We start from the raw sequence: 20,855 nt of genomic DNA, 5'->3' as shown, positions 1-20,855 counted from the left end.
TCCTCAGGCGGCGTCCGTGACGCCCTCCTGCTCGCGGATCATCCGCCAGGCGGCGCTGCGGGCGCTGCGGTTGAGCGAGCTGCGGAAGTTCTGCTGCTGGTCGAAGTACTTGCGTCCCATCTCGGCGGTGGTGTCGAAGTGGTCCATCATCTTGTCCTCGAAGACCGGGTCGAAGACGTGGCCGAAGTTCTCCTCGTCGTTGACGACGGCGGCCAACCGCACCTTCGGGTCCGCGAGGGCCTCGGTGAACGGCTTGATCACGTCCTGCTCGGTGAACTCCGTGCCGTGCTTCGCGTTGAACCGTGCGATGAGCTCGGACAGCAGCGACTTCTCGGGTTCCTTGGCGCCGCCGGAGCCGTCGCCGAGGCCCGTCAGCTCGGCCGCCCCCTCCGGCGCGAGGCTGATGTCGTGCTCACCCTTGAGCTCCACCCTCAGGTGGGTGAGGTCGATCTCGCCGATGTCGACGCCGCCGTCGTCGCGTCGGGGCAGCCGGTTGAGCAGGTGCCGCCCGTAGAGGTAGAGGCTCTCCAACTCGTCGTCCCGGTAGGGGACGATGCGGGAGAGGAAGCCGTACTTGCGGACGTAGTCGTTGAGGTGGGCCCGGAACGTCTCGGCCCGGGCCTGGTCATCCTCGTCGTCGCCGTTGAGCAACTCGGCGAAGCGGGCGACCGCCGGGTCGAGGTGCCGGTACAGCTCGGCGTGCAGCTTTGCCCGCTTCGTCGTGCTGCCGGCGGCCTGCTCATCGGCGGCGAGCCAGGCCGTGGCGAAGGCGAGCATCTCCTCGTCGACGAGGAGCTCCGCGGACATCACCCGGCTCTGCCCGGTGTAGAGCAGGGTCGGGTCCGGGGGGAGGGTGGCGGCCTCCTCGAAGTACGGCCGGAAGGCGTCCTGGATCGCGTCGGCCTTGTTGACGAAGTCCAGCACCGCCAGGTCGGACTGGCTCTTGCGGTCGGCGGTGCGGTTCAGCCGGGACAGGGTCTGCACGGCGGCGATGCCGGTCAGCGTCTTGTTGACGTACATCGTGGTGAGCAGCGGCTGGTCGAAGCCCGTCTGATATTTGTCTGCGACGACCAGGATGCGGTATTCGCGCTGCCCGATCCCGCCGGCCTTGTCGTCGGCACGGGTGTAGGCGAACGCCTTGGGCAGCGCCTTTTCCGGCAGCCCGCCGTTCTCCCTCGCCTCGGTGATTTCCTCGTCGTCGTAGGTGAGGGTGCCGGAGAACGCCACCAGGACGCCCCAGTCGGGATACCCGCGGTCGCCGATGTACTTCCTGATCGACCGGGCCATCTGCACGGCCTGCGGCCTGCCCGCCGTCACCACCATCGCCTTGGCCCGGCCGCCGAGCCGCCCGGCGGTGTGCCCGCGGAAGTGCTCGACGATGACCTGCGCCTGTTGGGCGACGGTCGAGTCGTGGGTCAGCGCGTAGCGGGCCAGCAGCGGGTTCGCCTTGGCCCGGTCGACCTTCCGGTCCTTCGGGTTGCCGTTGACCAGCTTGTAGTAGGTGTCGTAGGTGACGTAGTTGCGCAGCGGGTCGAGGATGAAGCCCTCTTCGATGGCCTGGCGCATCGAGTAGGTGTGGAACGGGTGGTACTTGCCGTCCTCGCCCAGGGTGCCGAACTCCACGAGCGTCTTCTGCTTGGGCGTGGCGGTGAACGCGAAGTAGGAGAGGTTGGCGGCCCGCTGCCGGCTGCGCGCCCGCTCCTTCAGCTTCGCCCCGGTGTCGGCCGGGGCCGGCGCGCTGGTCGCGCCCGGGTCGTCGGAGTCGGCGTCCAGGCCCAGGTCGCGCAGCACGGCCCGGACCGCGTCGGCGGCCGCGCCGGTCTGGGACGAGTGGGCCTCGTCGATGACGATCGCGAACCGTCGCCCCTGGATCTCGGTCCGGTGTTCCTTGAGGTATTCCGTCAGGGCCGGGAAGGTGTGCAACGTGACGGTGACGATCTTTCCCGTCGCGCGGGAGAGTGCCTGGGCGAGCTGCTCGGACTTCGCCCCGTGCTCCTCGTCGATCTTCACCACCAGGCCGGCGGTCTGCTCGAAGCTGCCGACCGTCGCGCGGAGCTGCGCGTCCAGGTTCCGCCGGTCGGTGATGATGATGACCTTGTCGAAGACGGGGGAGCCCGGCTTCAGGCCGGACTCCACCGCGGCCGGGTCCAGCTCGGCCACGTCGCCGGGGGCGTGCAGCGACGACAGGCGGTGGCTGAGCCAGGCGATCGTGTTCGACTTGCCCGACCCCGCCGAGGCCATCACCAGGTAGTGGTGGCCGGCCCCGTGCCGCGCCGCGTGCGCGGTCAGGGTCTTCACCGCGTGCCACTGGTGGTAGCGGGGAAAGATCAAGGTCTTTCGGGTACGCCCGTCCGCGCCCTTCTCCCGGTGCAGGTGGACGAAGCGCTCCAGCAGGTCCAGCCAGTCGTCCCGCTGCCAGACCTCCTCCCACAGGTAGGAGGTGGCGTACTTGCCGAACTCGGTGGCCGGCGGATTGCCCTTGCCGCCCCGTCGGCCCGGCCCCGCCGAGCCGGTGTTGAACGGCAGGAACCGGGTCGGCTTGCCCCGCAGTTGGGTGGCGACGAAGACCAGGTCGGGGTCCACGGCGAAGTTGGCGACCACCCGCCGCGCGAAGATCAGCTCGGTCGGGTCCCGCTCGGTGCGGTACTGCTCCTTGGCGTGCTCGACCCCCGAGCCGGTCAGCGGGTTCTTCAGCTCGGCGGTGGCCACCGGGATGCCGTTGAGGAACAGCGCCAGGTCGAGCCGGTTGCCCCGGTCGGCGTTCTTGGTCGCGTACGCAAGCTCCCGGACGACGGTGAGCCGGTTGCGCCGGTAGTCGTCGAGGATCGCCTCGGACTCCACGAACGAGGGGCGGAAGGAGGCGACGCGGAGGCGTACCCCGTGGTCCTTCACGCCCTTGCGGAGCACGTCGAGCAACCCGTCGACGCTGATCGCCTGGTCGAGGCGCTTGGCGAAGCCGCGCTGCGCGGCGGCCTGGTCGCCGCCGTAGAGGGTGACCAGCTCGTCCCACTCGGCGGCCTGGGTGGCCCCGATGAAGGCGAAGAGCTGGCCGGTGTCCAGGCCGAGGTCGGGGCGGTAGTCGGCGCTGCTGCCCAGCTCCCACCCGCCGGCGAGCAGGGCGTCGACGATCGCGGCACCGAACTTCGACTCGTGGTGCGCTGCGCTCACGCGTCCTCCTCGACGTCGTCGCCGACGGCGGCCAGGGTCTCCTGCGCCAGCGTCCAGAGCGACTTGCCCCCCGGCAGGTGCCACCGGGCCGGGCCCTGGGCGGCGGCGGGCGCCTTGCCCCACCCTGCCAGCCGCCACATCTCCTGCACCAGGCCGGAGGGGGAGTAACGCTTGCCGTCGGCCGCCCACAGGATCGGACGGACCCGCTGGTTGACCCAGGTCGCGGCTGCCCGGCTCGGGTCCGCCGCGATCCAGGCGGCCATCGCCTCCCGTTCGGGCCGCCCGGACGCCTGGTAGGTCAGCGGCGTGCCGTCGGCCAGCACCCCGGCGTCGATCAGGGTGGGGACGGCGTTGGGCCGTCGCTGCTTCGACACCCGCTTGGCCGGGCGGTACTCCTGCGGCAGGTCGGGGACCGGGATGCCGCGCCGCAGGTCCTTGAGGACCAACCCCGCGAGGGTACGGCAGTGCTGCGGATCGGCGAGCGTGCCGGACACCATTGACCTCGGGCCGAAGGCCGCGTCGACGTGGTGGATGAGCCAGGCGGTGGCCCGCTCGGTCGCATCCGGCACCTGGGCGAGGATCGCGTCCCAGTCGGTGTCGGGCTCGTCGATGCCGTCGAGGTCCAGATGTTGGAAGACGACGTGGGCGATCAGCCGGTCACCGCGTTCCACGATCGCCTCGGCCCGCGCCTGGCGGTCCTTCGCGGTCCGGTGGAGCGCGGCCTCGACCTCCCGCAGCACGAGGACGCTGCGCCAGATCTGGTAGGCGGACGGCTGGTCCTGCGGGCTGAACAACAGGTGGTAGGCGCCCTGGGAACCCTCCTCCCAGAGCAGGTCCGCGCCGCGCTTGGCCCGGACGGCGAGGTCGGAATTCCGGTGCGCGCAGGCCAGCGCGACGGCGGCGGCCTCGACCGAGCATCCGCTCTCCGAGGCGGGCTCCGGCTCGCCGCGCTTCACCGTGTAGGTCTTCTGAAGCGAGAGCAGGAAGTCCTGCTTGATGCGGCTCTGCACGGGATCGAGGGCGACGAAGTCGCGCCGCTCGACCCGGTTTTGCGTGTTCGTGGCCGTGGTCACCGCGTCGGCGAAGCCCGGCGGGCAGTTCTTGAGCGAAATGACCCGGACGGTCACGTAGCCGTCCGCGACCGCTTCCGGGTCCTTGCGGTGCGCCCGGTGGATGGCGTGGACGGTCTGCGCCCCGTTGACCACGCTGGCCCCGTCGAGTCTCAGGGTGACCGGCGACCGCCGCGCCGAACGGTGGAAGTATTCGGGCTCCAGGGTGTCGCAGAGCACCGTGATGCCGTTGTTGAAGAACCAGAAGTTGTGGGGGTCGGCGGTCAGCGTGTCGATCAAACCCTGGTTGACCTGCGTGATGCCGAGCGGCTTGCGGATGTTGCGGTCGAAGAGGCGATCCTCGTGGGCGTCGTACCACTCGGCGATCTCGGCGACCGAGACGATGCCCTGGAAGGCTTCGTAGGGCTCGGTGACCCTGATCCAGTCCTGCATCCTGGCGATCAGCGGGATGGGCGGTTCGGCGAAGTCGTTGCGCACCACCTCCCAGATGTCGCGGGCCAGGTAGATGCGCCGGCCGAGCATGTTGCCGTACTGGTTGAACTCCTCCTGGGCGTCGGACAGCCGCTGGAGGACGTCGGCCGCGAGCGGCTCGGTGCGCATGACTGCGGGCACCAGGGTGATCTTCGAGCCCCGGTTGCTGAGCACGGCGGCGACCTGGTCGGCGAGGTTCTGGAACCGGACGTTGAAGCGGTCGAACCGCCGTCCGTCGATGTGGTGGAGGCCCTCGATGAACTTGAGCGCGTCGGCGACGACGAACTTGCCCTTGCCGGTGTCGCTCCACTTGGCCTGGACCAGCCAGAGGTGCGAAGCGTTCTTGTCGATGGCCACCGCGTCGATGCCGATGTCGTCCCGGCCGTCGATGACCGCCTCGGCGGCGGCTGCCGAGTCGCAGCCGGTCAGGTCGCGGACCGTCAGGGCGGCCAGAGCCCGCGACAGGAACGCCTGCTCGCGGTCGGTGGCCGACTTGTTGGCGAGATCCTCAAGGCCGATCAGCCCGTGGAACTCCCGCAGCAGGGCGCTGCGGACCTGGTGGACCTGGGTCTTCGGGGCCGTCTCGTAGGACGACGCACCGTGGGTCGTGGGCTGTCCGCTCATCCGACTACCTCACTGCCGATCTTCACCGTCATCGCAGCACACCGCGTCGGGAGGCCCGGCCTTGCGCTACCGCCGCAGCACAGTGGGCGGAGGTGCGCCGGTGTCGGGCTGAGCCTGCTGCGCGCGGCGAAGCGCGCCGGAACGGGCAGGAGTTGATCTTGACGAGGGTGCGTCACCCATCGTAGCCGTCCTGGCGGCCCGGCGGGCCGATCGGAGATCGCTTTCCGTGAGGGAGTGTTTAGCGGAACGTGTCGGCGCAGCTCGGCGCCGCCGACGTCACGTCCGCGCCTGGAAAGCGCGACCGCCCGAGTCGGATATCCGATCGGTCGGCGACCGCGGCGTGACGTGGCCCGGGGGCGCTCAGAGCGTTGGGGGTGAGGCTACCGTCGGGTCAGGCCGATCGTGGCGGCGAGGCGGGCCACGTCGGCGGCGGTGGGTCCGGCGCGGAGCACGGCGGTCAGCGCGGCGTGGGCGGCGGGGCGGAGGCGGGTCTCGGCCGGGGCGATGCCGTCGGCGATGACCAGGGCGCGGCCGGCGGCGTGATGGTCGCCGAGGTCGAGGTGGGCGCGGGTGATGTCGACGAGGTGGGCGGCCCGGTGCTCGGCGGGAAGCAGACGCCATGAGTCGTCGCGGGTGGCCCGTCGGTGGGCGGCGACGGCCCGATGGTGGTCGCCGAGGCGCATGGCGGTCAGGGCACGGGTGAGTTCGACGATGATGGGGCCGAAGCCGATGCCGTCGTGGTCGTCATGGTGCCGCTCGCCGTGGCTGGCGGCGAGCTGGACCGCCCGCTCGGTGAACTCGGCAACGGGGGCGACGGCCCCGCAGGAGGCGGCGGCGAGGGCGGCCTCGCTCAGCAGGGTTCCCGTCAGCGTGGGCTCCTCCGGCAGGAAGACTTGGGACCGCGCGAGGTCCAGGCGGCGCACGGCGGCTGCGGCGGCACCCATCGCCAGCTTGCCCTGGCGCAGCGCCCGGAGCGCCTGGGCGACGGAGACCGCCGCGAGGCCGGCCCGCCGTGGATCGTCGGCGGCGGCACTCATCGCCCGGTCGGCCGCCAGCCACGCCAGGTCGGCCTTGCCGAGCTTCACCAGCACCTGGGCGGCGAGCCGGTAGACCCGCACCGGCAGGCCGGCGGCGGACGCGTCGCCAGCCGAGCGGGCCTCGGCGAGCAGGTCGGGCAGCATCCGCAACACCTGGGCGTGGTGGCCGTTGCGGTACGCCGTCCAGGCGTACCCCACCTGGTCGGCACGCTGGCGCGGCGACGACGCCGGCGGGCCGTCGCCGCCGATCCGGGGTACGTCGTAGCGCGCAACGCCTCGCGCACCCGCTCCACGGCGCTGCCGGTGTCGGTGCCGGCGGCCGAACCCCGCTGGGCCCTGCCGCCGAGCAGGACGGCCGGGGCGACCCCGAGGGTCGCGGCCACCGTCTCGATCACCGAGAACCGATCGAGGGTACGGACGCCGCGCTCGACCTTGTCCACCCAGCTCTTGGACCTGCCGATCCGGTCGGCGAAGACCTGCTGGCTCATGCCCCGACTGACGCGCAGCTCCGCCACCCGCCGTCCGATCGGCGGCTCGTCACCGGTGCGCCGCGTGGGCCGGGTCACCGGTCCCGCTCCGTCGGCGGCATGGCCAACGTGGACTCCCCGCAGCGCGGACACCACCGCGACTTGACCCGAAAGGCCAGCAACCCGAGGAGGAACCCCGGCACCAACCCACCGAACACGACCGACACAACTTCGGACATCACGATCACTCTCACCTCTGGCGGAGACGGAGAACGAGCGTTGCGACGTCCGCTCCCCGGCCGTGCAGCTTGACCTGTCCCGCACGTCACGCAGCGAAGCGATCCGTGGGCGGTGTGTGTCCAGAGTTGCGCATCAAGTGATGCAAAGCAAGACCTTGTTTCGGTTCAACCGCTGAGTCGCATTGGACGCCAGGCACAGCAGTGAGCGGGTTTGAGGCAGAATCACGACATGCCTCGTTTCACGCCAGCGACACCGCGCTCCCGTCGGCTCGGCCGGGAGCTGCGCAAACTCCGTGATGCCAAGGGTCTGACCGGTGAGGACGCGGCGAAGCTCGTTCGCTGCTCGTCGTCACGGATCAGCCGGATCGAGTCCGGCGAGATCAAGCCCCGTGCGGGCGACGTCATGGAGCTTCTGGTCGCGTATGGCATCAGGATCGACGAGGAGCCCGCCACGTCGCTGCTCGAACAGGCCCGCGACCTGCGCGAGGAAGGGTGGTGGCAGCGTCTCGGCGGTCGTTATGCGACCTACATCGCCTACGAGGAGGAGGCTGCCGAGCTGAAGAACTTCGAGCCGATGTTGGTGCCGGGGTTGTTGCAGACCGAGCGCTATGCCCGCGAGGTCAACATGATTGGCCGGGAGTCGGACAAGGACACCATCGACCAGCGGGTTGCTGCCCGGATGACCCGACAGAAGGTGCTGCACCGCGAGCCCGCGCCCCTTCGGTTGCACGCCATCCTGTCCGAGGCGGCGGTACGCACGGAGGTCGGTGGCCCGGAGGTGCTGCGCGAGCAGCTCGACCAACTGGTCACGTCGAGCCACCTGCCCAACGTGACCATCCAGGTCCTGCGCTTCGAGGCCGGTGCCCACCTCGCGGACAGCAGCGGTTTCGCCCTGCTCACCTTCGAGCAGGACGAGCCGCCGTTGGGCTATGTCGAGACCCTGGCCGGCGAGCTGTTCCTCGAATCGGCTCGCGACCTGGCGCGGTTGTCCGCCGCGTATGACAATCTCAGGATGCTGGCCATGTCGCCGGCCGAGTCCGTCAAGTTCATCAAGGAGCTGATCAGGCATGGAGCGTAATGTCTGGCACAAGTCGACCCGATCCGGGAGTAACGGCCAGTGCGTCGAGGTACGCGATCGGGGCGCTCAAGTCGACGTGCGCGACTCTAAGGCCCCAGAAAGCGGGACGCTGAGCTTCGGGGTCGTCGCATGGTACGCGTTTGTCGGGTGCCTCAAAGTGGACGGCCATGACTCGTGACTGATGGAACTGACGCATTGATGCCGGCCAGATCGCTCCCACTCGCCGCCTAGACAGGGGTGGCGCAGGCGCACACCCTGCTGGCGGACTTGCAGCATTCTTGAGAGAGTCTTCATCGTTGCCTGATGCGTCAAACCCCTGGCGCTCCTGGTCAACGATCAGCAGTTTTCTGCCGAATCCTCCCAGGGGTGGTTTGGGTCGTTAGTATGCTCATGGCCGAATTTTCAGAATCAACAGGCGACGCTGAATAGGTGGGGTCTTGGCTTGATGCTAGCCCCGCAGGTTGCCGGAAACGGCGGCGTTAATTAAGGCTTGTCGGCGTTCTGCGGCTAGGACGCTCGAACGTTCCAGGGCGGCGCGTAGCGGTCGAGTAGACCTTATCCAGGCGCCAATCTCTTTTTGCGTGTCGTTTGCAACGGCGGGTACGGGAATTCGGCCAAACTGTCCCCAGTTTCGGAAGTCGACCGCGCGTTCCCGCGTACTTGTCGCGAAAAGACCCAAGTATCCGGATGTGGCGAGCACCCTTAGAAGCCTGCTCTGGAAGTGGGAATCTCCCCCTCTCTGGGGAGTGCATACGTGATACACGGGACTACAACTTCCGGCTGCTTCAGATGTGCCGATCGCCCCTGCGAACCCGTCAAGCCCATGGATGACCACGTCGCCCACCTCGACTCCTTGGCCCTGTGGTTCGACATCTGAGGTCAGCGTGTAACCCTCGCTGCGGCGCAACGACCGAGCTGTTACTTGCCCATCCCGAAAGGCGGTAATCATATTTCCGTTAGCTGGTCTCGGTCGACTTAGTTTGTTTAGCACCCTTCTGACTGGCAGTGTAGGAAGCCCGGATCCGGGATTTGCCAGGCTGCTCTCGCCGACAATATGGAGAATTCGACTATCGATCTTTTCTTCGATCAGGCGAAGAATTGCCATCTTTTTTGAGATCAACGAGTCCATCTTCCCAACTTCAGCGTCGAGGAAGTTTGCGATTCGGCGCTGTTCTTCAAATGTTGGCAAGGAGATTGGCAGGCTGCGGACCCTTTCGGCACTAATGTGGAAAATGTTTGCACCTGTGGCAATGGACGCGAATATTCCGCTGCCAAAAGCGGACCGGGTCCACCATGCAAGGAACCGACTGTCTGCCACGCCGTCTCTCGGGCGCAAGCGCAGAAGGGTATTCTGAAAGCATACGGTGCCCTCCAGTTCGCCTCGCCAAACAGCCGAGGCGCCGACAGATCCTAGACTTCCGCTGCCTTCGGTGATGAGTACGTCGCCAGGGCGCAGGGCAAAGATCTCCTGTTCTCCTGGCGTGAAGTTCATTGTCTTGACGTCACTCAGCTCCAGTTCGCCGTCTTTGACGTTGGCGGCGCGTAGATATGGAACGATGTGTGAACCTGTCTCGTGCTGGGGTGACCGCTGTCGACCAAGGGCAACTTCAGCGACACTGCGAAGGGTCATTACACGGCTCACCCCGTCACCTCTCCAAGTAACGCCTGAATCTCAGCTTCCAGTGCATTTAGTTCCGCATCGATCTCCGTTAATGGGCGGGGTGGCTTGTAGACGTAGAAGTGCCTGGTCACCATGATCTCGTACCCGGTCTTGGTCTTCTCGTGGTCGATCCAGGCGTCCGGGACGTGCGGCAGCACCTCGCGGCGCAGGTACTCCTCGACGTCCTCGTCCAGCGGCACGTTCTCGTAGTCGCGAAGCTCCGGGTCCGGCTCCGGCTGGCCCTTGACGAGCTGCACCTCGCCCTCGGGGTCGCGCACGCCGATCGCCTCGCGTAGCGCCTTCTGGAAAGGCGCACCGGAGGGCCAGGGCACTCCGGCGGCGGCCATCGCGGTGCGCAGCGCGTCCCACGCCGCCCGCTTCGTCGGCCAGGACTGCCCGTGCAGCGACTTCAACGCCGTGGCAAGCGCCTCCGCGTCCAGCGCCCTGCCGATCGCCTTCGAGTCGCGTACCCGGGTCAGGGTTTCGTCGGTGACCTCGAAGCGGAGCTTGAGCGGGCGCTCGACGGTGATCCGCCGGTAGCCGAAGTCCTCGTTGGCGAAGACCTTCACCTTGGCGTGCTGCGGGTGCCCGGGGTCGCGGGCGGCGTCGAGCGCCTCCCCGTACAGCCGGGTGATGTTCTTGATCTGGTCTTCGGTGATGAACTTGCGCTTGTCGCCGAGCGACTTGCGCATCTTGGCGAACTGGTCGCGGGCGTCGAGCAGCACGACCTTGCCCTTGTGGCCGGCGGCCTTGCGGTTGGTCAAGATCCAGAAGTACGTGGAGATGCCGGTGTTGTAGAAGAGTTGGTCGGGCAGGGCGACGATGCCTTCGAGCCAGTCGTTCTCCAGGATCCACTGCCGGATGCGCGACTCGCCGGACTCGGCGGCCCCGGTGAACAGCGGCGAGCCGTTGAAGACGATCGCGATGCGGCTGCCGCCCTTGCCGTCGGCGGTGGGCTGCTTCATCTTCGAGATCATGTGTTGCAGGAAGAGCAGCGAGCCGTCGTTGATCCGGGGCAGGCCCGCGCCGAACCGGCCGCTCATGCCGAGCGTTTCGTACTCGTGCTCGACCTCGTCCTTGACCTTCTTCCACTCCACGCCGAACGGCGGGTTGGCCAGCAGGTAGTCGAAGCGCTGGCCACGGTGGCGGTCGTCGCTGAACGAGTTGCCGAACTTGATGTTCTCCGGGTCCTGGCCCTTGATCATCATGTCGGACCGGCAGATCGCCCACGACTCCGGGTTGAGTTCCTGGCCGAAGACGGTGACCGTCGCCGACGGGTTGAGACGGGTGATGTGCTCCTCGGCCGCCGACAGCATGCCGCCGGTCCCGCAGGCCGGGTCCAGCACCCTGCGCGAGGTGCCCGGGACGCTGAGCACGTCGTCGTCGGGGGCGACCAGCAGGTTCACCATCAGCTCGATGACCTCGCGCGGGGTGAAGTGCTCACCGGCCGTCTCGTTGGAGCTCTCGGCGAAGCGCCGGATCAGCTCCTCGAAGACGTATCCCATCTGGTGGTTGGAGACCACCTCGGGGTGCAGGTCGAGGTCGACGAAACGGCCGACCACCCGGTAGAGCAGGCCCGCGCCGTCGAGCCGCCGGACCTGTTGGGCGAACTCGTAGCGCTCCATCACTTCCTGCGCGTTCGTCGAGAACGCGCCGATGTAGGCGAGCAGGTGCTTCGCGGCCTGGCCAGGATCGTTGGCGATCGTCTCCAGCGTGTAGCCACTCACGTTGTAGAAGCTGTGCCCGGACGCACGGCGCAGGAACCGGGAGACGTCCACGTTCTTGTCCTTGAGCCGGTCGTGCTCCGCGAGGACCTTGTCCCGAGTGGGTTCGAGGACGCACTCCAGCCGGCGCAGCACGGTGAACGGCAGGATCACCTTGCCGTAGTCGGACTGCTTGTAGTCGCCGCGCAGGAGATCAGCGACCGACCAGGCGTGATTCGCCAGCTCGGAGTGTTTACTGCTGTTCAACGTGGTCCTTCCGGTGGGAGCAGTGCGTCGCCGGTGAGGCCGGCGGCCAGGGTGCGGGCTGTCTCGTCGGCGAGGCGGCTGACGTACGCGCCCTGGTGCCGCATCGCGGAGGATGACGTTCCCCGCCCGGACGGCGGCGTCCTCGTCCGACGGGGCGGGAGAGCCGGGGTGTGATGCCGACGCCAGTTGCTCACGGCAGCGCGCGTGACACGGGTGAGCCGGGGGGTCTCGGCGTCGGTCACCTGGGAGGGCTGCGGCATGGGCGTCCTGTGAATGGCGGCGTGGTGCGCCGTTCACCCTACACGACCTCAAGGTGCGCTTAATCGGTTTGGCGGCGCTATCGGCGTCGGCCGCTCTTGGCCAGCGTCGACGAGAATGGCCGACGGACTGCTCGCGTTCGCCAGTGCCGGGGCCCAGCCGCTGGTTCCACCGACGACGCCGGCTGAACCACTAATTCGCCCTGGCCGCATAGTCAAAGGCAACCGGGCTGCTGACGTACTGCCTGTAGGATATCCGACCCTTGAAGGGTCCTTCTTGACGGTGAGTAACCAGCCTGGCAATCTGTTTCCGCAGACGCAGCGCGCGGGTGGCGGCGCGAATTCTGGCTTCGGTAAGGGGGTACCGACGATGGATGGCGCGCCCTGGCTGGCGAATCATCCTGTCCTGGAGGCGCTGCGGCGTCGGCGAAAGGAGAACGACTCTCCAGGCAACCGGTCGGACGATTTCAAGATCGGGCTGGCTGTCGAAGGCGGTGGAATAAGAGGCGTGGTCTCCGGCGCCATGCTGTGTGCACTGGAAGATCTTGGCATGACCGGGGCCTTCGACGCAGTCTACTCGGCGTCGTCTGGCGCGATCAACAGCGCCTACTTCCTGGTCGGGGCAGTTGGTACCCACTGTCGATCTACTACGATGACCTCACCACCCGGCAGTTCGTTGATTTCCGCAGGTTCTTCCGGGGGTACGTCCTCGACTTGGATTACGCCTTCGGGTGGTCGACCAGCTCAAGCCGCTCGACTATGACAGCGTCATTGCTTCGCCCGTCCCGCTGCACATCGCGATCACCCTGGCTGACGAGATCCGCACCGAGACGGTCCACGATTTCACCTCCCGCGCCGACCTGCGTAGCGCCCTGATGGCCAGCGCATGGCTGCCCGTGGCATTGCGTGGCACGGCTGCCTTCCGTGGCAAGCGGGCGGTCGACGGTGGTGTGCTGACTCCGCACCCCTACCGCATCGCACTTCAGGACGGCTGCACCCACGTGCTCTCGCTCAGCACCCGGCCGATCCGCCTGCCGCGGTCCCGGGTGTCACTGTCGCAGCGCTACGCCGCTCGGCACCTCAATGCGATCAGAGACGGGCTCGGGACCGGCTACCTGAGAGCGATGCGTGACTACCGGGTCGAGCGGCGGATGTTGCAGCGACGGATGACCGAGCCGGGTGACGCGCCGTACGTGCTCGACCTGGCACCCCTGCCGTGGATGCCCGAGGTCAAGAGGCACGAGATGGACTCCGGGCGCATCATCGCTGGAGCCCGGGGCGCTTATGAGGTCATGTACTGCGCCATCGAGAACCGCGACCCCGGACTCATTCCCGATGGGCGTATTCGAGCTGTTCCGCGCCTCACAATAGTTGCGAAGGATCATGCAGAGCAGCGCTAGGCGAGAGAGTCTATCAGTCGTATTTCGAGCCATCTCTGCTGAGGCCGAGGAGAGCTCCCCTGCCGAGCGGGAGCTGGCGAACTGGACTCGCTACAACTGGGGGGTCGTACTGCTCCAGTTGCCGACGGACGCGCAGAGTTTCCTGAGCCTGTTCGAACGCACCTGGGACAGTGTGGTCGATGATCTAGACGGGTGGTGTAGTGGATTTCGCGCCCGGCCGGAACCGGTCCAGCGAGAGCTGGAAACCGTCTTCGGTCACCTCGGGCTGCTCCTGATCACACTCGTGTCTCTGCGGCACTCCGACGAATACCGCCATCCCCGCAAATCCGCTGACCCGAACGGCAGAAATGCGCGGACCGGTCACGACTGGGAATCGTTGTGCGTGCCGCTGGTGGGAGACCCAGCCGTGCGTCGAGCGCTCGCCGAACAATACAGCCCGGATGCCTGGATTCCAGGGCACGAAACCAGCGGGATCGAGCTGAGCGATTCGGTCCGCAGCGAGTGGAACAGCATCGACTTCGACACTCTTCGGTTTCACCGGCATGGGACCACGTCGTTCATCCTGGCGGGTTACCCGGCCGGGGCGGCGCACGGAAGGCGTCGGCCGCTCGCGCTGAAGTGCCTGGTGTATCCGTTCCTACAGGTGCCGACCATCGTCAGGAACACCTTGGAATACCATGTCAAGTACGGCCTGCCCAGTCGCGATCTTCGGCACCTCGTGAAGATCTGGGCGAGCAGCGTGAGCTGGATCCTCATGGATTACGTTCCCGGGGAATCCCTCGCCGAGTACCTCGATCGCCGCCGTGGCAACGGACCCCGGCCGGCTTCCGCCGGCAAGCCGATCCGGCGGCCCGCAGCCGCAGCGGGTGAGATCGACATCGAACTGTTGGCCGATCTGGGCCGGGAGTTGTTCGCGGCAATGGCTGAGCTTGAGGAGGTCGGGCTTCGGCATTGCGACTTGTCGCCGTCGAACATCATCGTCGCGAGTGGAGAGGGCGAGTCGCGCCCCTCCTTCGTTCTTATCGATCTCGGCGTGAACTACCTCTACACCCATGCTCTTCCCGGAATCGGGGGCCCGGACGCAACCTACGTCGCGCCCGAACTCAGAGCGGGCGGCACCGGCACGAGCCGGACCGACCTCTACTCGGTCGGTCAACTACTTGTCGCCATCTCCGGTGCACCCGGCGCTTCCGACGGCACGGTGCCAGACCAGTTCTACGCCGAGACCCCGGTGATGGCCCGGTTCATCGAAGACCTTGTTGACGGTGAACCCACCCGTCGGCTAATCATCTTCCGACCGGATCCGCCTCCGGCCCCCCTCTATCCACAGCTTCGCCGCTTCTTCGATGAGGAACTCGCCGCTATGGCGGCGACCCGCAGGGGGCGGGCTGGCCAGCAGGTCAGGATCCGCTGGCTGGCCGGCCTGCTCGACCTGTTCATGCCGCTGGCCGGAGCACCATCCCGGCAGTGGCAGGTCTGGCGGATCCGACGGCGTCAGGGACTCTACCGAAATCCTCGTCGCAGCATGAACATTCGTTGGCTCCTCTTTGCATCCTGGCTGTCGGCGGCGGCCTGGTATGTCGCGGCGGCCGTCCTGATCACCTGGTGGCTGCGTGACCTGGGGTGGGACTGGGGGAACCAGGCGATCGCCTTTCTGCAGCAGGCGACCGACACCCCGCCGGACAGGTTCCCTTACCTCGATGACTTGCGGCAGCCGGACTATCCGATCTCCGATTTCGCGCAGAACCTGCCGGTACGCATGGTCGGATTGAGTTTTCTCCTTGTCGGTGCGCGCTACTACCAGAACCTCTTTGCCGGGCTGACTCCGCTGGTGGCCGGATTGCGCCAGGGGTGGCTGAGCCTGCTCGCCGTCCTTGCCGAACTGCATATGCGGCTCTTTGCGGTGGCTGCCTTTCTGCTCGTCCTGCCGCCGACATTGGTGCAGGGGCGTTGGTGGTCTGTCTTGACGTCGGTGGGCGTGCTCTTCGTGTTCTTCTGCAACTGGTCATGCCTGTCCTTCGCCGCCCTGGCGCTCCGTCGAGCCAAGGCGGCGCAACTGTCGACCGTGCCGGCCGGTCGGATCGCCGGACTCGAAGCCTTCAGCCACTGGACGCCCTCTGCGGCCTTCTATGCGGTCGCCTGTGGGGTCATCGGTGTGCTGATCTACCTCGGCCTGGTCAAGGACGTCTACGTTTACGCCAGTGCGGTCACCGCCATCAACATCGTTTTTTCTACGTCATCAAGTGCAGCGGCCGCAGTGCTGCGGACGTTCGGACGGGGCTGGGGCGGGCCTTCCTCGCCGCCGAACGCCTGCGGTACGCCGCTGAACGCCGACTGCCCGCGCCTCGTACCGGGGGCTGAGCCCCTTTCGCGGGGGCGGCACAGCGGGTGAACCGGAGCGGACACCGCCGGAGGGGCCCCTGGTGCTGGGCCCCTCCGGTCAGCTTCCGAATTGCCGGATCGTCACTTCTTGAGCAGCCTCACCTGCACGGTCTGGCTCGCGCTCTGCCCCGTCGCGTTGCCGAACGCGACCGTGACCGTCACGTCGAGCCGCCCCGCCCTGACCAACTCCTGCCGGTACGCGGGGTCGACCGCCACGGTCAGCGTGACCGTGCCCGCCTTGCTCACCTGCCTGGTCACCGCGACCACCTTGTCGCCGGTGAGGGTGAGCGTGCCGGCCGTGTTGACGGTGGCGGCGACCGTCGCCGTGCCCGCCTTGGCGTCGGTCGTCGCCTTGCCGAGCTTCACCGTCGGCGGCGGCGTCACGGGGGCGACCCTGCCCACCACTGCCTTGGAGAGCGTCGCGTGCCCGGACGAGTCGACGACCAGCGCCTGGAGCTTGACCTGCCGGCCGGCGTCCTTGGCGCTGGGCGTCCAGTCGAACAGGTACGGGGCGACGGTGCTGGTGCCGACCCTGGCGCCGTTGACGAGCAGGGTCGCCGAGGCGATGGCGAAGTCGTCGGTGCCCCGGATCAGCGGGTGCGCCGTCGTACCGACCTGGAACACCGCGCCCTGCCCCGGGTCGGCGACCTGGGCCCACGGGGCGCGGTCGGCTACGCGACCCACCCCGGTCGGCACCGCCTTCGGCGGCTTGGGCAGGCGCTTGGCGAGGGTGACGGTGGCCGCGCCCGTGCTGTCGGGGCCGGAGACGGCCTCGACCCCGGTACGCGGGTCCGCCGGGCCGCCCGCGAGCGGCGCGCGCTTGCCGAGGTAGCTGCCGGTCACGGTGACCGGGGCGGCCTCGCGTACGGCCGTGTTGTCGGCGTTGGCGTTGTAGACGGCGAACCCGTTGCCGGTGATGATGTCGCCGGAGGCGGTGAGCGCCCCGGCGGTGTCGGTGCCGGCGTCGGTCAGCAGGATGCCGTAGGACTTCTCCGGCGCGGGCGGGTAGTGGTTCCCGGTGATCCGGCTGTCGTTCACGAAGCCGGTGACGCCGCTGGCGTACTGGATGCCGACCTGCGGGAACACGCTGGTCGACGCGCCCGCGACGACCGTGCCGGTCACGTGGCCGCGGTTGCGGATGCCGGAGCGGACGGTGGTTTCCGGGGTGCCGTCGCGGCCCCGGGCCCCGTCGAACAGGATGCCGCCGGACTGGTAGCCGGTGACCACGCTGCCGGTGACGGTCACCTCGCTCTCGACCGTGGCGGCGCTCGCCCCCCGGATCACGCCGGTCTTGACGATGCCCCAGCCGTGCGGGTGCTCGGCCAGCTCCTGCCCGGTGGTGGCGGCCCGCAGGGGGCCGACGACGCTGTTCGCGACGCGACCGGCCGCGCCGAAGAAGGCGATGCCCGCCTCGGCCCAGACGTCGCCGGAGGTGACCGTCACGCCGGAAATGTCGACGAACATCTCGTCGGTGTCGGTGGAGCCGAGCGACTGCCGCGACACGGTGATCACGTTGCCGCCGCCGTCGCGCAGGTAGGGCTGGTCGCCCGCGAGGGTGCCGAGCGACTGGTCCGGCTCGATGGTCACCTTGTCCGCGCCCGCGCCCTTGATCTTCAGGGGCTTGGTGATGGTGAGGCCGTTGCGCGCGCCGGTCTGCACGGGGTTGGAGGCGTGGTTCACCGGCGTCGAGGACTCCCGGTAGACGCCCGCGCAGACGACGATCGTGTCCCACGGCGAGGCGTGGTCGACGGCCGCCTGGATCGAGGCGAACTGGGCGGTGGGGCACTGCCTGCCGTCGTCGTCGACGGTCCAGGTGGTGTTCCCGCGCGGGTTCGCAACCGGGTCGACAAGCGCGACCCTGCCGGGGGTGTTGTCGTACGCGGCGAGGTAGGTCGCCGGGTCCGGGCCGCCGAGGGCCGGCTTGCCGTAGCCCGCGCCGTTGGCGTGGTTGCCGTCCGACAGCAGCCGCGCCCCGGCCGCGCTCTCCTGGAAGCGTACGTCGGCGAGCTGGATCGAGCCGGACTTCGGCAGGTCGCCCGCCCCGAAGCGGAGTTCGAGCTTGGCCAGGGAGCCGACGTCGACGCCCTGCGCGGCGAACTCGCTCAGCGGCACGCGGATCTGGTCGAGGACGATGTGGGTGTTCGGCGTGTTCGTGCCGGTGGACATGTGCAGGGCGTTGCCCCAGCGCGGGTCACCGGCGTCGACGGTGGCCTCGTGTCCGGCCGTGTCGCTCAGCGCGATGACGAAGCGCTGCGTGGTCGACGTCGGGTCGTACGACGTGGGCAGTTCGTTGGGCCAGACCGGGCTCGCCGCGGTGCCGTCGACGGTGGTGTCGCGGGTGTTGTCGCCCCGGTTGTCGGCGCCCGGGTTGCGGGTGTCGAAGAAGTTGACGGCAGCGCTGAGGGCCAGCGCCTTGAGGCCCCGTACGTCCTTCGACGCGGCCGGGATCGCGGCGGTGAGGGTGGCGGTCGAGGCCGGCTCCCAGGCGAGGGTGAGCTGGCGGCCGTAGGAATGGTTGATCGGGCTGTTCTCGCGGGTGGCATTCTGCCCGCCGAGCGCGCCCGCCGCCGGCAGCGGGCAGGGCTTGGCGGCGGTCGGCAGCCCGCTCTTGCCGAGCTGGGCGGGCGCGAAGTCCTGGGGCTCCGGGTTGCACCAGTCGTAGCCGCCGGCCGTCGCCGCCGGCTTCGGCGCGACGCCGGCCGCCTGGGCGTACGGGTCGGCGAAGCCGCTGCCGGTCAGCGGGCCGCCGAGGGCGTTGAGGCCGAGGGGGTTCTCCACCTCGGGGCGGATCACGTCCACCCGTTCCTGGGGCGCGGCGAAGTAGCTGGTGTTGACCCGCTCGTTGCAGGGGATGGCCGTGCCGGACGGGCTGGTCGGGCAGGCCGTCGCCGGGACCTGTAGGCCGCTGGCGGTGTCGGCCAGCTCGCCGGTCAGGTAGGGCTGGAACGCGCCCTCGCCGCCGACGTAGCGGCGGAAGAAGGCGGCCATCGTGGCCAGCCCCAGCTTCTCCTGGTCGCCCATGCGGGCCGCGTCGCCGGAGAACTTGGTGTTCACGGCCGGGTTCAGCGGGTCCGAGTTGTCGATTCTGTAGTTCAGGTCGGGGTCGGTGTAGCTGGCCGCGCCGCTGAGCCGCAGGTTGTTCGGGTGGATGTTGTTCGTCGCGAACGGCGCCGAGTTGCCGCAGGCGGCGTCGTTGTTGCCCTGGCCGTCCGCGCCGCCGTCGGCGTACCAGACGGTGTTGTACCAGTTGTGGATCGCGCCGAGGTGCTCGACCTGGATGCGGGGGAAGGGGTCGGCCGGGTTGACGTACTGGCTGCGCTCGAACAGCCGCGCGCCCTGGAGGTTGGACACGTCGCCGTCGCACATCGGCAGGATCGTCAGGTACGGCATGCCGTACGGGGCCTTGCGCTCGTAGTCCACGGGGGCGAGGGAGATGACGCCGCGCAGCGGGTAGCGCGGGCCGTCGGTGCGGATGCGGTTGTAGTCGATGAAGCTCGACACGGCGTCACCGCCGCGCGAGTGGCCCATCAGGCCGATGCGGGTCAGGTCGAGGTGGCCGGAGAGCGTGGTGCCGACGGTCGTGTGCTCGTCGACCGGCAGGCCCCCGGCGCGGTTGGCCGCGCTCAGCGCGTCCAGGGTGGCGGCGATGAGCCTGCGCCGGCTGTGCATGCCTTTGCCCTTGCTGCTGTCCTGCCGCATCATCAGCTGGTCCTGTGACACCGAGAACGTCGTGTAGCCCCAGGTGGCAAGGTTCTCCGCGAGGTAGGCGTAGCCGTTCTCGTTGTGCTTGAACTGGGCGCAGGTGAGCTGGGCGCTGTTCTGCCCGGAGTCGCACGAGCCGTGGTTGCCGTGCACCAGGACGATCAGCGGCGATGGCGTGACGCGCTTGGACCAGTCCGGGGTGTAGAGCTGGCCGCGGATCTCGACCTGCTCCGCCGCCTGCGCCGTCCCCGGCGTCGGGTCGGCCCCGGCGGAGTTGGGCTCCTGGATGGTGGCGAGGCCGAACTTGGCCTCCTGGACGGCCTGGTGGCCGAACGGTCCGCGCGCCGTCGGGTCGGGCAGGCCCGCCGGTGCGGCGGGGGGCGGCGCGGCTGCGGTGGGGGATGCCGCCCTGGCCGGCGCGGCCAACGCGACCGGGGCCGTCAGCGAGACGACCACCGCGAGGAGAATACGCATGCTCCTCGATGTTCGTGCCTTCAAAGTGTCTCCTCGGAAAGGAGCGGAAATGTTCAACGAGCGGGACGCTAACCAGCTCTCGTTTCTCCCGCGTTTCGTATGACGTGCGTCTCGCGGCGCACCGAAACCGCCTCTACCAGGGGATATGCGCCCCGGACGGGAAGCCGGCCGCAACTGCGGCGATTGGGACTCCGAGCTTCTTCGTGACTCATTTCAGCGCCCAAAAACGGCACGCCGGCCCGCCGTGTCGGGCCCGCCACAAACTGTTCCGAAGCTTTCGAATTAGCCGCCCCGATGAATGGAGGACGCGCCCCTCCCGCCCCGGCCCGCCCCGGCCCGGCCCGCCTCGGCCCGGTGATCAAGAGAAAAGCGTCAGAGTTGATCTCTGCGTTGACGCAAACCTCTTGATCACCGGGCCGGGAGGGGCGGGAGTGGGCGGGAGGGGCCGGGGAGGGGGTGGGAGGGGAGGGGTGGGGAGGGGGCTTGATGATCTACGCAAAGTGGTTATCGCGGGCAAGTCGTGCGGCACTCCGTGGAGGTGGCCAAGGGTGCAGTGTGGCCAAGTCCGTGACGAGTTGGTGCAGGTGGGTGGAAAGATTTCAGGCAGATGACCGGACCGTGATCTGGTCGATACACAGCTATTGGTGTCCGGGTCCCCGAGCGGTAGCATCCACATTCGTGACGGTCGCTGGACGCGATTGTGTCCGTGTCGTCGCGAGCGGGCTTTGGCCTATTTGGCCGAATGTCTCGTACACGGGATCCGTCGGTCCCGGCGACGGGCAGCCGTCGACCGATCGATCCGCCCTGCTTCCGGCTCTCGGGAGAGCCGTGTGACCGGTGGCCGTTGTTCCTTTTC

Annotated in this window: 10 protein-coding genes and 1 pseudogene; 4 read left to right on the top strand and 7 right to left on the bottom strand. The window is 68.3% G+C overall.

Annotation, left to right across the window (positions count from 1 at the left end):
• Window positions 1-3: 3 nt before the first annotated feature.
• The 4 genes and pseudogenes from ACFYWL_RS13650 to ACFYWL_RS13635 all read right to left on the bottom strand — a co-directional run.
• The gene (locus ACFYWL_RS13650; RefSeq protein WP_386971736.1) at window positions 4-3,168 is read right to left on the bottom strand and encodes a type I restriction endonuclease subunit R; all 3,165 of its coding nucleotides are present in this window, start codon (window positions 3,166-3,168) and stop codon (window positions 4-6) included.
• A complete protein-coding gene (locus tag ACFYWL_RS13645) occupies window positions 3,165-5,333 on the bottom strand; it encodes an AIPR family protein (RefSeq protein ID WP_386971734.1) in 2,169 nt (722 codons plus the stop codon). Before ACFYWL_RS13645 ends, ACFYWL_RS13650 begins: the two co-directional genes overlap by 4 nt.
• Before the next feature lie 380 nt (window positions 5,334-5,713).
• Window positions 5,714-6,568: an XRE family transcriptional regulator gene (locus ACFYWL_RS13640; protein WP_386972032.1), complete on the bottom strand. Its 855-nt coding sequence runs from the start codon at window positions 6,566-6,568 to the stop codon at window positions 5,714-5,716.
• Between the two features lie 212 nt (window positions 6,569-6,780).
• Window positions 6,781-6,858 (bottom strand): annotated as a pseudogene (locus ACFYWL_RS13635) (hypothetical protein); the annotation flags it as partial.
• Window positions 6,859-7,305: 447 nt separating this feature from the next.
• On the opposite strand from ACFYWL_RS13635, the gene ACFYWL_RS13630 reads away from it, so the two are divergent.
• Complete coding sequence (locus ACFYWL_RS13630; RefSeq protein ID WP_386971732.1) at window positions 7,306-8,154, top strand: DUF5753 domain-containing protein; 849 nt, start codon at window positions 7,306-7,308, stop codon at window positions 8,152-8,154.
• Window positions 8,144-8,332, top strand: a complete 189-nt coding sequence (locus tag ACFYWL_RS13625) for a DUF397 domain-containing protein (RefSeq protein ID WP_386971730.1) — start codon at window positions 8,144-8,146, stop codon at window positions 8,330-8,332. Before ACFYWL_RS13630 ends, ACFYWL_RS13625 begins: the two co-directional genes overlap by 11 nt.
• 270 nt (window positions 8,333-8,602) lie before the next feature.
• Here ACFYWL_RS13625 and ACFYWL_RS13620 read toward each other — a convergent pair whose 3' ends face one another.
• Both ACFYWL_RS13620 and ACFYWL_RS13615 read right to left on the bottom strand, forming a co-directional pair.
• Entirely contained in the window at window positions 8,603-9,796 is a 1,194-nt protein-coding gene (locus ACFYWL_RS13620; RefSeq protein ID WP_386971728.1) for a restriction endonuclease subunit S, read from the bottom strand.
• Complete coding sequence (locus ACFYWL_RS13615) at window positions 9,793-11,784, bottom strand: N-6 DNA methylase (protein ID WP_386971725.1); 1,992 nt, start codon at window positions 11,782-11,784, stop codon at window positions 9,793-9,795. The genes ACFYWL_RS13620 and ACFYWL_RS13615 overlap by 4 nt, the downstream gene beginning before the upstream one ends.
• A gap of 988 nt (window positions 11,785-12,772) precedes the next feature.
• On the opposite strand from ACFYWL_RS13615, the gene ACFYWL_RS13610 reads away from it, so the two are divergent.
• Together ACFYWL_RS13610 and ACFYWL_RS13605 are read left to right on the top strand one after the other, a co-directional pair.
• On the top strand, window positions 12,773-13,441 hold the full coding sequence (locus ACFYWL_RS13610) for a hypothetical protein (RefSeq protein WP_386971722.1): 669 nt from the start codon (window positions 12,773-12,775) through the stop codon (window positions 13,439-13,441).
• Window positions 13,425-15,833 carry a hypothetical protein gene (locus ACFYWL_RS13605; protein ID WP_386971720.1) on the top strand — a complete coding sequence of 803 codons (2,409 nt, stop codon included), beginning with the start codon at window positions 13,425-13,427 and terminating at the stop codon, window positions 15,831-15,833. The genes ACFYWL_RS13610 and ACFYWL_RS13605 overlap by 17 nt, the downstream gene beginning before the upstream one ends.
• 71 nt (window positions 15,834-15,904) lie before the next feature.
• Here ACFYWL_RS13605 and ACFYWL_RS13600 read toward each other — a convergent pair whose 3' ends face one another.
• Window positions 15,905-19,999, bottom strand: a complete 4,095-nt coding sequence (locus ACFYWL_RS13600; protein WP_386971717.1) for an Ig-like domain-containing protein — start codon at window positions 19,997-19,999, stop codon at window positions 15,905-15,907.
• Window positions 20,000-20,855: the final 856 nt, after the last annotated feature.

It is taken from the genome of Micromonospora sp. NPDC002575 (assembly GCF_042889525.1).
GTDB classification, from domain to species: Bacteria; Actinomycetota; Actinomycetes; order Mycobacteriales; family Micromonosporaceae; genus Micromonospora; species Micromonospora carbonacea.
Note: the sequence above shows the minus strand (reverse complement) of the source record. Positions and strands in the feature narration are given on the sequence as shown.